General features: G+C 37.5%; 17 protein-coding genes. 9 read left to right on the plus strand and 8 right to left on the minus strand.

Features of this window, described 5'->3' with window-relative positions:
- Positions 1-561 (plus strand): peptidoglycan-associated lipoprotein Pal, encoded by a 561-nt coding sequence (gene pal / locus RMA94_RS19065; protein ID WP_002118513.1) that lies wholly within the window; start codon positions 1-3, stop codon positions 559-561.
- A gap of 50 nt (positions 562-611) precedes the next feature.
- Here the strand turns inward: pal and RMA94_RS19070 are convergent, their stop codons facing one another.
- Entirely contained in the window at positions 612-797 is a 186-nt protein-coding gene (locus tag RMA94_RS19070; protein WP_017399239.1) for an NF038105 family protein, read from the minus strand.
- A 185-nt stretch (positions 798-982) separates the two neighbouring features.
- On the opposite strand from RMA94_RS19070, the gene RMA94_RS19075 reads away from it, so the two are divergent.
- The 5 genes from RMA94_RS19075 (at position 983) to RMA94_RS19095 (ending at position 4253) form a co-directional block, all read left to right on the plus strand.
- The gene (locus tag RMA94_RS19075; protein WP_017399238.1) at positions 983-1954 is read left to right on the plus strand and encodes a class 1 fructose-bisphosphatase; all 972 of its coding nucleotides are present in this window, start codon (positions 983-985) and stop codon (positions 1952-1954) included.
- A gap of 59 nt (positions 1955-2013) precedes the next feature.
- Complete coding sequence (locus RMA94_RS19080) at positions 2014-2790, plus strand: RNA methyltransferase (protein ID WP_032006980.1); 777 nt, start codon at positions 2014-2016, stop codon at positions 2788-2790.
- A gap of 159 nt (positions 2791-2949) precedes the next feature.
- On the plus strand, positions 2950-3564 hold the full coding sequence (locus tag RMA94_RS19085; RefSeq protein ID WP_002118814.1) for an RNA polymerase sigma factor: 615 nt from the start codon (positions 2950-2952) through the stop codon (positions 3562-3564).
- Positions 3554-3874 carry a hypothetical protein gene (locus RMA94_RS19090; RefSeq protein ID WP_002118556.1) on the plus strand — a complete coding sequence of 107 codons (321 nt, stop codon included), beginning with the start codon at positions 3554-3556 and terminating at the stop codon, positions 3872-3874. The genes RMA94_RS19085 and RMA94_RS19090 overlap by 11 nt, the downstream gene beginning before the upstream one ends.
- Positions 3864-4253 (plus strand): DUF3106 domain-containing protein, encoded by a 390-nt coding sequence (locus tag RMA94_RS19095; RefSeq protein WP_311084003.1) that lies wholly within the window; start codon positions 3864-3866, stop codon positions 4251-4253. The genes RMA94_RS19090 and RMA94_RS19095 overlap by 11 nt, the downstream gene beginning before the upstream one ends.
- A 101-nt stretch (positions 4254-4354) precedes the next feature.
- On the opposite strand, the gene RMA94_RS19100 is transcribed toward RMA94_RS19095, so the two are convergent.
- The 4 genes from RMA94_RS19100 to cxpE form a co-directional block, all read right to left on the minus strand.
- Complete coding sequence (locus RMA94_RS19100; protein WP_311084004.1) at positions 4355-6790, minus strand: CSLREA domain-containing protein; 2436 nt, start codon at positions 6788-6790, stop codon at positions 4355-4357.
- Positions 6791-6808: 18 nt separating this feature from the next.
- Entirely contained in the window at positions 6809-8668 is a 1860-nt protein-coding gene (gene rbtA / locus RMA94_RS19105) for a rhombotarget A (protein ID WP_311084005.1), read from the minus strand.
- A gap of 328 nt (positions 8669-8996) precedes the next feature.
- A complete protein-coding gene (gene hda, locus RMA94_RS19110; protein WP_002118656.1) occupies positions 8997-9695 on the minus strand; it encodes a DnaA regulatory inactivator Hda in 699 nt (232 codons plus the stop codon).
- 20 nt (positions 9696-9715) lie between these two features.
- A complete protein-coding gene (cxpE, locus tag RMA94_RS19115) occupies positions 9716-10909 on the minus strand; it encodes a chloramphenicol efflux transporter CxpE (RefSeq protein ID WP_002118385.1) in 1194 nt (397 codons plus the stop codon).
- A gap of 135 nt (positions 10910-11044) precedes the next feature.
- On the opposite strand from cxpE, the gene purM reads away from it, so the two are divergent.
- The gene (purM, locus tag RMA94_RS19120; protein WP_017385817.1) at positions 11045-12115 is read left to right on the plus strand and encodes a phosphoribosylformylglycinamidine cyclo-ligase; all 1071 of its coding nucleotides are present in this window, start codon (positions 11045-11047) and stop codon (positions 12113-12115) included.
- Positions 12112-12741 carry a phosphoribosylglycinamide formyltransferase gene (purN, locus tag RMA94_RS19125; RefSeq protein ID WP_311084006.1) on the plus strand — a complete coding sequence of 210 codons (630 nt, stop codon included), beginning with the start codon at positions 12112-12114 and terminating at the stop codon, positions 12739-12741. The genes purM and purN overlap by 4 nt, the downstream gene beginning before the upstream one ends.
- Before the next feature lie 77 nt (positions 12742-12818).
- On the opposite strand, the gene RMA94_RS19130 is transcribed toward purN, so the two are convergent.
- Both RMA94_RS19130 and sppA read right to left on the minus strand, forming a co-directional pair.
- Complete coding sequence (locus tag RMA94_RS19130; RefSeq protein WP_311084007.1) at positions 12819-13619, minus strand: alpha/beta hydrolase; 801 nt, start codon at positions 13617-13619, stop codon at positions 12819-12821.
- Positions 13620-13642: 23 nt separating this feature from the next.
- Positions 13643-14659, minus strand: a complete 1017-nt coding sequence (gene sppA / locus RMA94_RS19135; protein WP_130173543.1) for a signal peptide peptidase SppA — start codon at positions 14657-14659, stop codon at positions 13643-13645.
- Positions 14660-14792: 133 nt separating this feature from the next.
- Here sppA and RMA94_RS19140 point away from each other — a divergent pair, with 133 nt between their 5' ends.
- Complete coding sequence (locus RMA94_RS19140; RefSeq protein ID WP_130173545.1) at positions 14793-15776, plus strand: lysophospholipid acyltransferase family protein; 984 nt, start codon at positions 14793-14795, stop codon at positions 15774-15776.
- Here the strand turns inward: RMA94_RS19140 and RMA94_RS19145 are convergent.
- Positions 15729-18161: a DNA internalization-related competence protein ComEC/Rec2 gene (locus RMA94_RS19145; protein WP_311084008.1), complete on the minus strand. Its 2433-nt coding sequence runs from the start codon at positions 18159-18161 to the stop codon at positions 15729-15731. The two genes, RMA94_RS19140 and RMA94_RS19145, sit on opposite strands and share 48 nt — an antisense overlap.
- Positions 18162-18212: the final 51 nt, after the last annotated feature.

Here is an 18212-nt window from a genome sequence, read left to right on the forward strand (position 1 = left end):
ATGAAATCAATCAAGTATTTAGCTCTACCCTTTCTTAGCGTAGCACTCGTAATGACAGGCTGTGCTAGCCGTAAACCTGCAGCGACTACCACGACTGGTACAAATCCAAGCACGGTAAACACTTCTGGTTTAAGTGAAGATGCTGCATTAAATGCTCAAAATTTGGCAGGTGCTTCGTCTAAAGGTGTAACTGAAGCAAATAAAGCGGCTTTGGCTAAACGCGTTGTTCACTTTGATTATGACAGCAGCGATTTATCTACTGAAGACTACCAAACACTTCAAGCTCATGCTCAGTTCCTTATCGCAAATGCAAATTCAAAAGTTGCATTAACAGGCCATACAGATGAACGTGGTACACGTGAATACAACATGGCTTTAGGTGAGCGTCGTGCTAAAGCTGTACAAAGCTATTTAATTACCAATGGTGTAAACCCGCAGCAACTTGAAGCTGTAAGTTATGGTAAAGAAGCTCCTGTTAATGCGGGACATGATGAATCAGCGTGGAAAGAAAATCGCCGCGTTGAGATTAATTACGAAGCAGTCCCTCCTTTATTAAAATAAGGGATATGCGTAAAAAAACGCTCATAATAATATGAGCGTTTTTTTATTACTTAAGAAGATTTCTTGTCTTCTTCATGATGTTGCATGGACTCAATCAAATCATGCTTATTAAAATCTTTATATTCAGGTTTTGCCTCATAATCTTTCCAAGCTTCCTGAACATTTTCTTTCGAAATTTCATCTAGATTGATTGGTTCACCTGCCGTGGGGGTCGCATCAAACTTCTTTGTTGTCATTTCGATTCTCCTAAAAATATACAATCCTTTGTAATGCAATCAACATACCATTTTAATTGGGGCTTGTAAGCATAAATCCAACACAAATAAAGTAAGATAATTTTTATTTTGTGACATTCTCATCTAGAATATGCCACGTATTTATCTGACTCATTTTGATGCTTGAAGCACAGGAGCGTTTTTTTATGTCCAACCTCACTTTGTCCCAATTTTTACAACAACAAAAAGGGAATCTAACACCTGAGTTGGCTCAAGTCATCGATACTATTGCCACTACCTGTAAAACAATCGACCAAGCATTACAAAAAGGTGCTCTGGCTGGTATTTTAGGTAGTGCTGGCAATGAAAATGTTCAGGGTGAAACACAGAAAAAACTTGATGTGATTTCGAATGACTATTTAATTGATGCTTTAAAAGTACACCCGCACGTAGGCGGTCTCGCTTCTGAAGAGCTTGATGAGTTCACACCTGCACAAGAAAATGGTAAATACCTCGTTTTATTTGATCCATTAGATGGCTCAAGCAATATCGATATTAATATGTGTGTAGGTACGATTTTCTCTATTTTGCCTGCAAAAAATGCAGTAACACAAGCAAACGATTTCATGCAAGCTGGTACACAGCAAGTTGCTGCTGGTTATGTGCTTTATGGTCCATCAACTATGATGGCTTTAACTGTAGGAAATGGCGTAGCATTCTTTACTTTAGATCCAGAAACTCAAACCTTCTTGCTTACTAATGAGAATGTACAGGTTGCAGCAGATACTCAAGAATTCGCTATTAATGCATCTAACCAACGTCATTGGGAACAACCCGTAAAACAATATATTGATGAATTACTCGCAGGCAAGACATCTGTTCGTGAAAAAGATTTCAATATGCGCTGGGTAGCATGTATGGTGGGTGATATTCACCGCATTTTATGTCGCAGTGGTATTTTCCTTTACCCATACGACTTAAAAGATCCGAAAAAAGCAGGTCGTTTACGTTTAATGTATGAAGCAAACCCAATGAGTATGCTTATTGAACAAGCAGGCGGTGCATCAACTACTGGCCGTGTACGCATTCTAGAGATTGAACCTACAGAACTTCACCAACGTGTACCTGTAATCATTGGTTCTAAAAATGAAGTTGAACGCGTAACAAGCTATCACTAATAATTTTAATTACTTAGGGCATCATAGTATGATGGTGCCCTTTTGTTGGATATTTTCTTATGGCGGTTATTTTTTTAGAATCAAAAGACAATGCAAAAATTAAACATTTGCGTGGATTAATCGAACTCAGTAACGCCCGAAAAAAGCACCAACAAACCGTTCTTGAAGGCACACATCTTTGCTTGGCTTGGTTACAACAGCAAAAAAAGATTTTTTCTTTATTTACTACAGAACAAGCATTAGAACACGAAGATTTAAAGAAAATAACAGAACTACATCAAGGCCATATCTTTGTTATTAGTGAAGTTTTATATAGAGATTTAAGCACATTAGGTACAAGCTTACCTTGTTTAGCGATTATTGATCTACCTAAAACTGCATCAACCATCGACTACAATGTAGACACCTTAATTCTAGAGAATATTCAAGATCCGGGTAATGTAGGTACTTTGCTACGTTCAGCAGCAGCAGCAAATATTAAACAAATCATTTGCACACAAGGCTCTGCATCACTTTGGTCACCACGAGTTTTAAGAGCAGGTATGGGCGCTCATTTTAGCTTACATTGTTTTGAAAACTTCCAGCTGACAGATATCCTTCCAAAATTTCAAATCCCGGTTTTTGTTACTAGCTCTCATCGCTCAACTAGTCTTTACTCAAAAGACCTTTCTAAACCGTGTGTGTGGATTTTAGGAAATGAAGGTCAAGGCGCTAGTGAGTATGCATTAGATCACGCACAATCAGTGACTATTCCTCAACCGGGTGGACAAGAGTCATTAAACGTGGCAATTGCAGGATCTATTTGTTTTTTTGAGATGGTCCGCCAACGCCAATAAAACGTTAATTTATTTTACATCGCACATATTTGTGAAAAAAATCAATTACACTAGTAAAAAATAACCGATTGTTGTCAACCTCCCACCTCGTTTCAACGTTATATAAGAGATATATTGAAGATAAGGTGGGTATGTCCAATGACAGGATTTTCCATCTCCATGGATTTAGCACCGAAAAAGTCTCGATCGGAAACATCTAGTGCTCATGCCAGCACGGCTGAGCAACGCCTGAAAGTTTTTATGCAAGATGTTACTGGTCGTGCTTTGGTGATGATGGAGAGTGCTACCCAAGGTCAACAAGGTATTGCGATGGATTTGGTACAAGAAGCATTTATTGCTTTACACAAATCTTACGCCGATAAAAGTACTGAAGAATGGTATCCCCTGTTTTACACTATTTTGAATAACAAACTTCAGGATTGGCGCCGCAAAGAAGCTCGTAGAGCAAACCCATTTTCATTCTTCAAAAAAGTTAGCCTGGATAATGACGACGACGAAGTTATCGATGTAGTTGATGAAAAAGCTATTAATCCTGCAGATTTTCTCGATCAAGCGGTAACGATAGAGGAAATTCGGGAAGCAATTGAAAAACTACCTGTTCGTCAACAACAGGCATTTATGTTACGTGCGTGGGAAGGGTTTGACACCCATACAACAGCTCAGATCATGAACTGTACCGAAGGTAGTGTGAAAACCCATTATCACCGAGCAATTCAGGGACTTAGAGAATACTTGGCACATTTAAATCCCTTGGGAGGTTCTGATGAATCATGATGATTTCACTAAAAAGGTGACATCCAAACTTGATAGTTTGGCAGATCACCATAAAAATAAAACAGTGGTCATGAATCATGTGCTTGACCATATTCAACAAAAACCAGCCTCTTATTATAGTGTCTGGAAAATGACTGGTTTCGCACTTGCCGCAGCAATTACAGGTTTTGTGATTCTGCCTAACTCAGTCGAAATTGTGGATAAGCCACAAAATCAAGTGATCGTAAATCCTAAATTATCTCCACAAATGGTGGAAGATTTAGAGATGTTAATGGTGTTGGGTGAGGATAAAGTACAACATGGCAGCTAAAAAATTAGCGCTTATCCTGTGTTCATTAAGTTTCTTGCAAACAAGTTTTGCAGGTTTTGAACGCTTTTGGATTTTTTCTAAAGATGCCAATGCACAAGTCGATGACACATGGGATGCCCTTTCCGAAGAAGAGCAACGTGCAGTCATTAAACGTTACCAGAGTTTAAAAGAGCTACCAGCGAATCAAAGCACCAACTTACAGCAACGTATGGACTGGTTTACTCAACTTCCTGAAGCTGAAAAACAAAAAATGCGTGAAGCATGGCAAAAAATGAGTACTCAAGAGCGAAAAGACTTACGTGAGCGGATGCTTAAAGCGAATGGTGAAGAAAAAACAGCGATTCGTGAAGAATACATGAATAAGTATTTAGAACACTAACCTCTTATTCAGTTATCAAAGATAAGACATCTATTCACTTAATTATTTGATCTTATTTCTTATAAAAAGCCTCCAATTGGAGGCTTTTTTATTCTTTAAGTTTATTTACGGTAGCGTCTATAAGCTGCTAAACCAAGTAAAGAGGCTAAAGATAAAATCCCGAAGCTACCACCGCCGCCTCCACCACGTGTATCATCTGTAGTCGTAGCAGTACTTAGAAGGTTAATTGTGCCAGCTTTAGGTGAAATTTTCCCATCAGCGTCATAAACGTTATAGCTTAACGAGTCATTAAAAGTATTAAATACGTTATTTGCCTGAATATAGATATTTCCGCCATAACAAATTCTATCCTTGTCATCTTTCGGACATGGCCCTTCTCGATCAGCCTTAATTACTTTAAAAATACCATCTTTCGAAGTTTTGCTTGGTAAATAGATGGGTAACTCTACGCCTTTTTCATTTACCCAAAATTGTGATTTAGGCTTTAAAAGCGTATTTATAGGGCCGTCACCATCATCGTTAGCATATTTAAGTAAATTCAATGGAATAATTTCATTTGCAAGATATTTAAAGGTAATTGTCCCATCACCAGAAACTGGTTCTATATTATTAAAACGAGCTTTTATCAGACCGCTTGAGCTTAATTTATTATCAGCTGTTGTAATTGTATATTTACAATAAGCATAGGTACCAGCTTGAGTCACCGTATCGTCTTTGCGATAAAAAACAATTTGCTGTAAAGCACTATTCCACTCACAGAATACCTTGTCCTGATCAGATAGATCTTTAACTTGTTGAGCATCATATTTATCATCAAGAGATCCAATACCTAATGGCTCAGTTGCAATACGATAATCTGTGGTGTTGAAGAACTTCAGCACATGATTAGCGTCTTCAGTCGGTAAAGGTAAATCATAGTTCTTTAAATCAAGATAGATTGCGCGATATTTAAGATTTGCCTTAGTTGTATCAAGTAGGTTTTTAAACTCAGCTAAACGTACTTTATAGTAAGTAATAAAGTTATAAGGTGTCTTAGGGTCTTTAATATAATTATCAAATAAATCATAATTTTGTTGATAAGTATCAATTAAAGTTGTTAATGAAATATTACTAACATCCTCTAAATCACCTGAAGTGAGCTTCATTAACTCTACAGAACCAATATCACAACTATTACGACTTTCTGGCTGATAATATGAGGTAATGTCTGCCAAACGATTTAAACCACGTTGGTCAATTGTGGCACAACTTCCTTTACTATCTTGATCAACGTCAATTAAATCTGTGCTAGAAGAAATATTTTTTGGATAGTAAATAGGTAAAAAGCCTGTATAAGCTGTTGCTGGTTCTACTAAAGGACTTAGCAGATTACTAAAAGATTGTGTACTTATATCAATATTCGTATGGCCATCTGGTAAAGACTCTTTTGGTATATCACATTTTGCTGTTGCTGATGTCCAGTCAAGTGCATTGAAGTCCAGCATTAAACTTACACTCTTTTGCTCTGCTGCCGCACCTAAAAGATATTTACAGGCATAACTTCCGGTATTATAAGCCAATACGTTAAAACTTAGCTTTTTTGCGCCCAATTTGTCGTAGAGGAAAGTACTATTCGCGTTGTTTTCAACAATTGTATTATTTAAAAGTACTAAAGTACTACTTGAACTTAAAATACTTGATGTATTGGCTGGATTATTGGTATCACCAGTAAACTTAATAATACTGCCACTAGTACTATTCGCTATATTTTTTGCAATGGTATTAACCGATAATGTCGCACTAGGTTTACCACAGAACTCAAATGTACTTGTTGAAGCTGTATTACCATTATTCACAATACTATTTGATGTAAGGGTAATGGTACGTGGTGCGTAGACAGTGTCACTAAAACACCCCATTGATAAAACACTACCTTGTGTTGCGTTATTACCTTTAAATAGTGAATGATTTACTGACAAAGTAATATTAGGTGAAGCTAAATAAATTGCTCCACCGTTTGTTGCTTGGGATGATAAAATCTGACTATTTTGCAAAGCGATATCAGCACCAGCATAAATCGCGCCCCCCTGGCCAGTTGTAACACCATTTTCAAGAATTACATTATTTAAGGTCAAGGGCTGTTTATAGGTAGTCGTATTGAAAATGCGTGATTTACCTTGAGCATTAATACGTGTTTGTAAGTCAAGTTGTGCAGGATAATCATTAGTTAATACACTTTTTTTCTGCCAATCTACGGGATCAGCACCAAAAATAGCAATATTAGTATTTGGAACTAATTCCTTATCTAGAGTGTAAATTCCTGCTTTAAGCTGAATCGATTTTTGAGTAGTTTCCCGTGTATCAATTACAGTACATCCACCATACGATTTACGCAACTCAGCTGTTTTTATCGCTTCACGCAATGAACAGGCATTAGTATTTTCACCATCTTCATCGTCAAAAGTTGTAACATCAATTCTTCCAGTCGTTGTATCTGCAAATAATGGCATCGCAGCAATCACAGCTAATGCTAATAAAGCCTTTTTATAATTTTTCATAGCCTTTATCATCCTTGATTATGACTTTAAACGTCTTAAAGCAATTAAGCCAAATAGACCTAAAACTAAACCACCACCTACACTTCCCCCGCCACCCGTGCTTACAGATTTATCTTCAATACCTGATGGTGGATCTTGCACGATTTGAACTGGAACAGTTAGATAAACATCCGCAGCATCATTAAAACGTGTGGTAGTAGTAACGACTAATAGATTAAATACATCTGCTCCATGCCAGTTCCCATTTGGAACATAAGTTAAATTTCCCTGAGCATCAATGGATAAAGTCCCTTTAGATGGTGTACTGGTTTGAACAATCTTCATACACCCAGACTGCCAGGCTTGACCATCTGTTCTTTTTCCAAACATTTTTTCACATGTTTGTGGAGAAACTAACTCTCCATCACCTACAACATCGGCAATATTAAATTTGGCAATTTCTCCATACTTAATATCTTGACCATGTGTACTGATATCATCGCGGTTGATAATTAACTCAATCGCCCCTAAATCACATAACTCATCATAACCACTTCGATTCTTTCCACGTTGATCTTGCTTTTCACAACTCGCCAAACCGACAGAAGTTCCATCGCTATATAAACGACCTTTGTTAATTAACAATGATTGCGAAAGACTAGTATATTTATCTAAAACTCGAGGTTTAAAGAATCCTAAAAAACTATCACTCGGTGTTGAATACGGACATAACAAACCATCTGCTGGTGGAACATCACAAGTTCCTTCATCTGCATTTCCAGCAATTAGTTTTTCACTTGCAGGGTATAGAATATTTGGTAACTCTGCAGAAGCATTACGGTTACATTCCGTTGTTACTAAATTACTCTGCACAATCGTTTTATCTGTTGTAGATACCTTACAGTTTGTCGTATTACCTACTAAAATACTATTAGAGACAGATGCTTTTCCTTGTGGGGCATCAAAATACAAGCCTCCCACATTTTTAATCATAGTAATATTATTGATCACCATTCCATCACGGACATTTGCAATAAAACTACCCTTATTATGAAAAATCGTACTATTACTTAAACCAATAATACGAGAGGTTAAATATCCGCCCGTACTTTCATCTGCAAATTTAGTTTCAGCATGAAATAATGCACCATCTGCAGCAGTTACTTCATTATCACGCACTACAGAGCGAGTAATATAGTAAAGTGGCATATCACTATATAAAACGCCTCCCTGACTTGCTTTATTATTCTGAATCAAGCTATTAGTGATCGTTACCGAACCCGCTGTTTTTGTAGTATTTGATAAATTACCAGCGTTATAAATTGCTCCACCATTTGTTGCATATCCATCCATTAAACGAGAATTTTGAATAACCAATTGTTCATGGTTATAAATCAATCCACCGTTACCTTGAGGTATTACACTCTTTAGGCCAGCACCCTTTAAATTGACATCAATAAATGAAACTGTAAAAGAGGCTTTTTCAACACTACCATCATCTATACGGAATAATTGATCCGTACCTATCATTTTAATCGTTGCATTATGCGAATTGGGTGCACCTTCATCAACTAGAGTAGAATCATTTTTTGCTGTACTAATAGCTACAGGAACGGTAATTACTATACTTTTACTTAGAGTATATTCTTTATCACGCTGCAAAATAATATTTGAAGAAGCATCTTTATTTCCGCAACCGTTATAACCGTTTGCATATTTTTCAACTTCCGCAGCATTAGAAGATGCACGATATTTTAGAAATTGTATCGCTTCACGTAATGAACAGACTGTGTTATCGACGTCTTCATCAGTTGTAGTTGTGACTTGAATATCGGCAGAATAAGCGTGTCCAGCAGTAGCCAATAAAGCAAAAGCAATGCTCCGTTTGAGCATACCCATCTCCTTACATCTTTTTTCATTTTTCTTTGTCAATATTGCAAAATTTCCGCTTTTGCAATCGCATCCTTTGTGCGTACTTTGTCACAGGAAGTAGAATTTCTCAAGACATTTTGGTCGGTCTGTAGAGTCATTTTTGAGCTAAATTACAAAAAGCTTCGTAGATCTAAAAAAGTTTTTTAAATACAAAAAAGTGGCGTATTAAAAAATTAAAAGAGAATTTGGAAGAAATAAATATAACTATTCTGAAATAAAAAACTTATGTAGGGAAAGCCCTTTTTTAATTGTATGAGTTTAATTTAAGCAAAACAGCAAACTTAAGTTAAAGAAACTATTGTTGATACTCATCAATCAAAGCGTAAATTTGTCTTAAAGTCGCATTAGAAAGTTTTGTTTTTTCGCCTTTGAGCAGTTTTTCTAACTGAGCAACAGTTTGCAGTAAAAGAGACGCTTGATGAGGACCATGTAATAATAAGTAGTCAACAATTTGTTGGTCAAAATGAATACCCCGTCTAGCCATTACAGATGTCACCAAGGCATAGCGGTCTGCATATAGACTTCCACTTGGCACTTTTACACTAACGGCTTGTGTAAGTCGTGATTGTAGGTCCGGTAATTCCAGCTTTAATTCAATCGGTGCTACACGCGACGAAAACACCAGTTGTCCTTCGTGATTATTCATTAAATGAAAAACAGCTTTCTGCCAGTGAGGCACACCACTAATCGATTCAATATCATCCAAAGCAACAAGATCATAATGTTCTAAAGAGGTAATTGCCTCAATAGGTGCATCAAGCAGTTCGAGTAAAGATACTTTAATAGCAGATTTGCCTATTTCTAAATAAGAATCACAAATTGCAGAAAGTAAATGACTCTTCCCCGTCCCCGCTCCACCGTAAATATAGAACCTACTCACCAGACCAGCATGTAGTTGACGCACGGCATCGACTACATGCCCCCAACCCGGTCCCGAAAAATCACTGATTCGGGCATCAAGTTGAGGTTCTATATCCAGTTGGAGTTGACGCATATATTGAATTAACCTTGAAATTATTTCTGGTTAGGAGATTTTAGTTCATCTGTATCTTGCTGTGTTTTAACTTCAAGATCAAGCTTAGTACTTTCAGTTTGTACATGAATTTGCTCAATATCGCCATGTTGGATCACTAATGTAGATGGCGGAGCATAAAGTGAGCTTCTTTCGTAATTCTCTCTTAAATGCTTCAACAACACTACAATAACCGCAGCAACAGGCAATGCAATTAACATTCCCAAGAAGCCTGCAAGCTGTGCACCTGCCAATACTGCAAAAACAACTGCTACAGGAGATAAACCAATTTTATCACCCAGTAGGAATGGCTGTAGGATATAGCCTTCTACCGCTTGGCCAATCATAAAGACGATACCAACCAGTAATAGATGCATCCAATCCAAGCCAAACTGGAACAGGCTAGCAATAACAGCGGCAATAATACCTACGGCAAAACCTAAATAAGGAATAATACTAGCAAGCCCTGCCACCATACCAATAATCAGGCCAACCTCCAAACCGATGAGCTGTAAACCAACTGCATACACTACGCCAAGCAATAGCATGACAAGAAACTGACCTTTAACAAATGCCCCTAAAACGCTATGGCATTCACCAACGATCTGTAAAGTAGTTGCTTCATATGGACGCGGAATGAGGCGGCGTAAGTTTTGTAACATACGTTCCCAATCAAGCAAGAAATAGAAAGCAATAATTGGAATTAAAACAACTGTTCCACCAATCTGAATAAAATTCAAACCAGATTGAGCCAGTTTTAATAACACTGCCTGAATGCTGTCTGCGCTATAGTTTGTTTGGACATATTCCATGACAGCTTTAGACAACTGCTCTGTGTCAATTTCCATTTGCTGGACATTAAATGTCGAAGACACCCAAGGTAAAAAGGTAGCGTTAATCCAGTGAATACCTGCTGGAATACTATCTCGGGCATAAACTAATTGTTTCCAAATCAGTGGAACTAAATACCAGAGTGCAATAGTTAAGGTTACACCTATTCCGACAAATACCACGCTAATTGCTAACCAGCGAGGCAATTTCATTTTTACCAGCACATCAACAAGTGGACTGAATAAATAAGCCAGGAAAAAAGCACCGATAAAAGGAATGACTACAGGCTTGAGTAAGTACAACACCCATACCAGCAATACAATACCTGCGAGTAAAAAAATACGGCGCAGTATACGATCTTGCATAAAATCTAGCCTTTTTTGATTTAATCGTTATAAATGAAAAAATATTTTTATTAAAGATAGCATTTTCGAGCATAAATAACATAAGAGTTTCGTATATTCAGGTTATAATCTGCCGCCAATGCGGAGACTTCATTTATGAGCAACTCAACTTCTACCCCAAATACCGGTTTAAGCTACAAAGATGCGGGTGTCGACATTGAAGCGGGCGACGCACTGGTCGATCGTATCAAGTCAGTCGCTAAACGTACAAGTCGTCCTGAAGTAATGGGCGGGCTTGGTGGCTTTGGTGCACTATGCAAAATTCCTAAAGGTTATGAAGAGCCTGTTTTAGTTTCTGGAACCGATGGTGTAGGAACTAAATTACGTTTGGCCCTTAATCTCAATCGTCATGACACAATCGGCCAAGACCTTGTGGCTATGTGTGTAAATGACCTTTTAGTTTGTGGCGCAGAACCATTATTCTTCCTTGATTATTACGCGACTGGTCACTTAAATGTTGACGTTGCTGCAAATGTTGTTACTGGTATTGGTAAAGGTTGTGAGCTTGCAGGTTGCGCACTTGTAGGTGGTGAAACCGCAGAAATGCCAGGCATGTACGAAGGCGAAGATTACGACCTTGCTGGTTTTGCCGTTGGTGTTGTTGAGCAAAGCAAAATTATTGATGGCTCTAAAGTAAAGTCTGGTGATGTACTTATTGGTGTTGCATCAAGTGGTGCTCACTCGAATGGTTACTCATTACTACGTAAAATTTTAGACGTTAAAAACGTTGATTTAACTCAAACGATTGATGGTCGTCCTCTTGCTGATGTAGCAATGGAACCAACTCGTATTTATGTAAAACCGGTTCTTGAACTCTGCAAACAAGTTGATGTTCATGCTATGGCGCACATTACTGGTGGTGGTTTACCAGGTAACTTACCTCGTGTATTGCCAAATGGTGCTCAAGCGGTTATTGACGAATCTTCTTGGGAATGGCCTGAGTTGTTCCAACTTCTACAACGCGAAGGCAATGTAGAACGCTTTGAAATGTACCGTACATTTAACTGTGGCGTAGGTATGGTTATTGCTGTTGATGCAAATGATGCTGAAAAAACAATTGAAGTACTTAATGCTCAAGGTGAAAAAGCTTGGAAAATCGGACATATCCAAGAAAATGCTGAGTCAGTGGAAGGTGCAGACGAAAAAATTCGTGTGATCTTTGCATGATAAAAATTGCTGTTCTAGTCTCTGGGAATGGCAGTAATTTACAGGCCTTGATAGATGCAAATCTATCAGGGCAAATTGTAGGTGTACTGTCTAATAAAGCAGATGCTTATGCCCTAGAGCGTGCTCAAAAAGCCAATATTGCTACCGCTGTTATCTCCCATAAAGACTTTCCTACACGCGAAGTGTTTGATGAGGCAATGCATCAGCAACTCTTGGCTTGGCAAGTAGATTTAGTTATTTTAGCTGGCTTCATGCGCATTTTAACACCAACCTTTGTCAACAAATGGCAAGGGAAAATGCTGAATATACATCCCTCGCTTCTTCCAGCTTACAAAGGTGTGAATACTCATCAACGTGTTTTAAACACAGGTGATCGTTTGCATGGTTGTACCGTACACTTTGTAACTGCTGAACTGGATTCTGGTCAATCTATTGCCCAGTCAGCTATTTCAGTTAAAGAACATGATACTGTCGACTCATTGGCAGATCGAGTACACACACTTGAGCACTTTATCTACCCACAAGTTGCAGAGTGGCTGTGTAACGGTCAACTTACATGGAAAGATGGACAAGCCTACTTCCGTAATCAAGTTCTAAAAGACCCTATTCGTTTTGCAAGCTGGTAAAATATTTTACTAACAAACAAAAAATAAAAAAGGACATGCTAGCATGTCCTTTTTTATTCACTTAAAAATCAATTTAGTTAGTGGCTGATCAATTTCTTTATAGAATTTACTGTATCAGTAGGATGTTCTAGAGGGAACATATGGCCCCCTTCAACTACAGTAAATGGGATTCCCATTTTTTGCTTTGCCATTTGAGGAAAGCCTCTTTTTAAGAAATCACTTCCTTTACCCACCACTAAATGCACGGGCATCTTAGGTTTTGGCATAGGCAGCCACCACCAAGAAGGATTTTTACGGAAAATTGCAACTTCATCTTCACGAGAAATCGTTAAAGTTACTCCACCGCGAATCGAATCTTCTTTCAAAGCATAATCAATATAAGCCTGAAAACAATCTTCATCAAAATCTTTATAAAATCCTTTAGGACGAAGTAACTCAGCCGCCTGCTCTCTGGATTCCCAATGTTCACGACGACGTGCAGATAAGCCCGCCGGTGTCATCGCATCAACCAATTTAGGACGAAATAATTTTGCCATATGAAAAGCAAATGAATATCGCCCTAAAATAAGAGGCGGATCTAACATAATGACTTGAGAAAACAGTTCAGGACGTCGAAAAGATGCCATTAATGTTAAAACCGAACCAAGAGAATGGCCTAATCCGATGACTTTACGTCCTTTCGCCTGACGCACAATACTATCAATAACTTGATCAACCAAAGCAGGCCAATGGTTAGTCACAGGATAACGTTTGTCAGGACCAATGAGTGGAACATAAATTACGTCATACTCATCTTTTAATTGATCAAACAATTTTTGATACACCATAGATGGCACACCATTGGCATGCGCAAAGTGTATAACCGGTTTTACTGACATACCGTTATCCTAAAAATACAGATTTATTGTAATTTTGCGCTTTGACTAGTCTGCACCTCTTGAGCAATAGATTCACTTACTCCTTGCCCGATTTGTGCCCCCATACGACCCAAAATGGATTGTAGTGGGTTACGCTCAATTGTGTAGTCAACTTTATTATCAAGGTTTAGTTCACGCATCAAGCTCGTAATATTACCTGAACGGTCAGCAACACCTAATTGAATTGCTTGTTCACCCGTCCAGAATAAACCAGAAAAAATAGCTGGATCATTCGATTTCAAACGCTTTCCACGGCCTTCTTTCACTGCGGTAATAAAGTGAGTATGAACATTATCAAGAACAGATTGAATATGTTGCTTTTGAGCAGGATCAATCGGTTTTGTCATACTTAAAATGTCTTTATTCGTTCCGGCAGTTAAAGTGCGGTCTTCAATACCGAGCTTCTGAGCTAAACCAGTGATACCATAGTTAGGCATGATTACACCAATTGAGCCCACTAAACTTGATGGGTTGACAATAATCTCATCCGCAGCAGAAGCGATATAGTACGCACCCGATGCTCCCATATCACCAATAACGGCATAAACTTTCTTATCAGGGTGCTGTTTTTTTAAATAACGAATTTCCTGCCAGATTTCATCAGACTGAACTGGAGAACCGCCAGGTGAATTAATGTTAAGTGCAACAGCCTTACTATTTGAGGCTTCAAAAGCACGTTTAAGCGCTTTATTCGTATCTTCACTATTTACCGCTTGATTACTCGAAGCATCAATTGTTCCAATAATATCTACCACTGCCAAATGAGCACTACTGCTACTTACAGCAGAGCCTTCTTTGCTGGTTGAACAGCCTTTGCCCATGAGTACAATAATGAGTAGTAAATAAATAAAAGTTAATGTTTTAAAGAAGATACCCCAACGACGACTACGGCGTTGCTCTTCTACTGAAGCGAGTACAGCCTTCTCAAGAATTTGCCATTCTGGTCCATTTTGTTTAGGGATTATAGGTTCATTTTGTGGTTTTGGTGGCCAATCGGACATAAAATTCCAATCCAAATCAATCTAAAATGATGTCATTATATACGTTGATTTGATAAAAACTGTCTAAATTATATGATTTCATTTATAATATTTTTATCTTTTTTTACTTGTTGCCTCCTTTTTACCGCGATAGATGACCAAACTAGATGTAAAAAGCATGAACTATTACTTACTCAAAACTTTTAGCCGTCAACCCATTCAATTTGGACGTTTTATTGCCCGTATGTTGGCAGGGTTAGTCAATACTTTAAAAATTACTAGAACATCAAAAAGTATAGAACTTAACTTACAAATTGCACTTCCCCACTTAACACCACAGCAACGAATAGATATTACACAACAAGCTATTCGTAACGAGTTAACCTCATACTTCGAGTTTTTAAGTATTTGGGGCTCATCAAATAGTAAGAATATTTCACGTATTCACCATATTGAAGGTGAACATTACTTTCATGAAGCACTGGCAGCAAAAAAAGGTGTGGTTTTGATTGTTCCACATTTTGGTACATGGGAAATCATGAATGCTTGGTGTGCCCAGTTCACTTCCATGACTATTTTATACAAGCCTGTAAAAAATGAAGATGCAGACCGTTTTGTTCGAGAAGCACGTAGTCGTGAACAAGCCAACTTGGTACCTACCGATGAGACTGGTGTTCGACAAATTTTTAAAGCACTCAAACAAGGCGAAACCACTGTAATTTTACCCGACCATACACCTAATGTTGGTGGGGATATGATCAATTATTTTGGTGTACCGCTTGCCTCAAGTAATTTAAGTGCCAAGCTCATCCAAAAAACAAAAGCCAAAGCATTATTTCTTTATGCGATTCGTAATGAACACGACGGTTTTACGATGCATATTGAACCTATGGATGAGAAGATTTACGAAGGTAATGCCGATGACGGAACCTTTGTTATTCATCAAGCCATTGAACAACTGATCCAGCACTACCCAGAACACTATCACTGGAGTTATAAACGTTTTAAAGCAAATCCCGCTTTAGATAATATTTACAATATTAATCCGAATGAAGCACTTCAAATTGTAGATAGACTTAAAGCAGAAGCTTCACAAATTCCTGTGAAGCCAAGTACGCTCGAAACGTCGAGTGTATAAAACCATCTCTTGATTGCGAGATACAAAGCTTAATGTTCCTTGCTCAACTGTGCTTTTAAATGGAATATTAAGTGCTTGTACTCTCGCTAAAACCTCTTTGCTTGGATGACCATAACGATTATTAAAGCCAGCAGAAGCAACAACAAGCTTGGGGTTTAACGTCGCTAAGAAGTCGTAAGCTGAACTATGTTTACTTCCATGATGACCTAATACCAGAACATCTACCTTGAAATCAGGATATTCTTTCATGAGTTGATATTCTGCTTCCCACCCTGCATCACCCATAATTAAATAATTTTGATAGCCATTTATCTGTTTTAAATGAATATAAACCACACAAGAATATTGATTTTGATTTGAAGAAACTAAGTTTAAATCTTTTTCTTTAGGCCAAAGGATTTCAATATCTAATTGTGGATATTGCCATTTTTGACCTTGATGACAATAGGTAAATGGTTCTTTAATTTGCTCTGTCCATCGTTCATTTGATATGACTTGTTTAATAGGAAAAGCCTGAGCGATTGAAGGAAATGCTCCGCTATGATCTTGATCAAGATGAGACAGTACGACGTGATCCAGTTGTTTAATTCCCTTTTGACGTAAATATGGAATCACCACATTTTGACCAATACTAAAAGCTTTCTCATCATAAGACCCACCCGTATCGATGAGCCATGTCTGCTGCGGGTGCTGCAAGAAAATAGCTTGCCCCTGTCCTACGTCTATAATATTTAATTGAACTTGCTGGGACGACTTATCTGGAATGATCAAGGGTAAACAGCATATTAGCCCCCAAGATTTTGGTAAAACCCCACGCGGTAAAAATAAGATAATAATAACGAAGCTAAGGCAAACTAAAGCAAGTGGTGTCAGGCTAAAACCTTGTAATGGTAGAGATAACTTTTCTAAAAGATTAAAACATGACAGTACTATACTAATCAGGACGTCATTAATTTGAAAAAGTAAATTTCCGAATGATTTAAAAATAAGCCATACACAAGCTGCAAAAATATTTAAAGGAACAATCACTCCTCCGAGTAAAGGAACTGCAATAATATTTGTAAAAGGAGCAACCCATGAAATCTGTTGAAAGAAAATCAGCATTAAGGGACATAAGGCAATAAATATTTTGCCTTGAGATTCAATTAAAATTTTACTGAAAAGAATGATTCTAGATAACAGACTAGTTGAAACAACATTTGGAGCCTGCTCTATAGTTTGATAAATCCGTAATAAAATAAAGCAAGAACCATAAGACAGCCAAAAACCTGCGGATAAAACACTGAAGGGATCGAAAAGTAAAAGTAGACTTGCACTATAAACCAAGAGTGAAAATGGTTTAACAGGCACTTTAATCAATACCAAAGAAGCAAATAAAAATACTGAGAGTAAAGTTCTTAAGGCAGGAATTTCAAAACCAACAAATGCCGTATAAATCAAAACACCAAAACATAATGGAATCATGGTCCAAATTTGTTTAGGTTGACGCAAATAAAGCTGCGGATAATAACGTCTTATTAATTGATGTAATACCCAAGACAACATGATAGCAAAAATGAGTACATGAGGCCCTGAAATGGCTAACAGATGAGAGATTCCTAATTCCTTAAATTGATTTTTAATCTCATCATTTAAGAGACTTTCGTCCCCTGTTAACAAAGCTAATAACAGACCTTTATTTTGCAAAGGAGATTGTTTTAACATTAATCTAAATGTTAGGCGCAACTTTTCTACATTTAACTTTTGTCTGTTAAAGAATTTTTGTTGCTCTTTTAAATGATGTTGATAACCCAACTGATAAATTTCATCAGAGCTTAAAGGCTCAATATGCTGAACACTAAAAGCGGACATTATATTTCGTTGAATGAACCATTGTTCTTGGTCAAAAACACCAGCCAATGCGTAACTATGAGCAGGTTTGGTTTTGCCAGAAATTCGATAATAATGACCTAATTGTAATTTTGGCTCATCTATAGCTGAGATTACTTTTTGATTTTTTAAATATAATAGCCAATTGACGGGATGTAGGGACTGCCCTAGTACCTGAACGGGTTGTTGTGTTTTATCTTCTTTTTCTTCACTTATACGATCGACATACACGATAATATCTAAAGATTTAAGCTGCGTTTGTCGCAGTTCTAATCTTTCATTTAAGGCATGCTGAGCATATTGATGTCCTATAGTAAAAAGACTAATAGCACAGACTAGACAGTAAATGGTTTTTAATATGGGGCGATTTAAGAATAAATTTCTCTTAAAAATATAAAGAATAAAGCCGATAACAAGCAAGACTTTACCTAACCACCCATATTGCATTATTAAAGGGATATCTATCCCCATAAATACAATACCCCCAATCCACCCCATTAAAATAAGTTTTAACATTCAAGTCATATCGTTATCTTTTTAGGGGCAAAATTAAAGCCCAACTCAGTG

The organism is Acinetobacter sp. V115_6 (assembly GCF_031799025.1).
GTDB classification, from domain to species: domain Bacteria; phylum Pseudomonadota; class Gammaproteobacteria; order Pseudomonadales; family Moraxellaceae; genus Acinetobacter; species Acinetobacter pittii.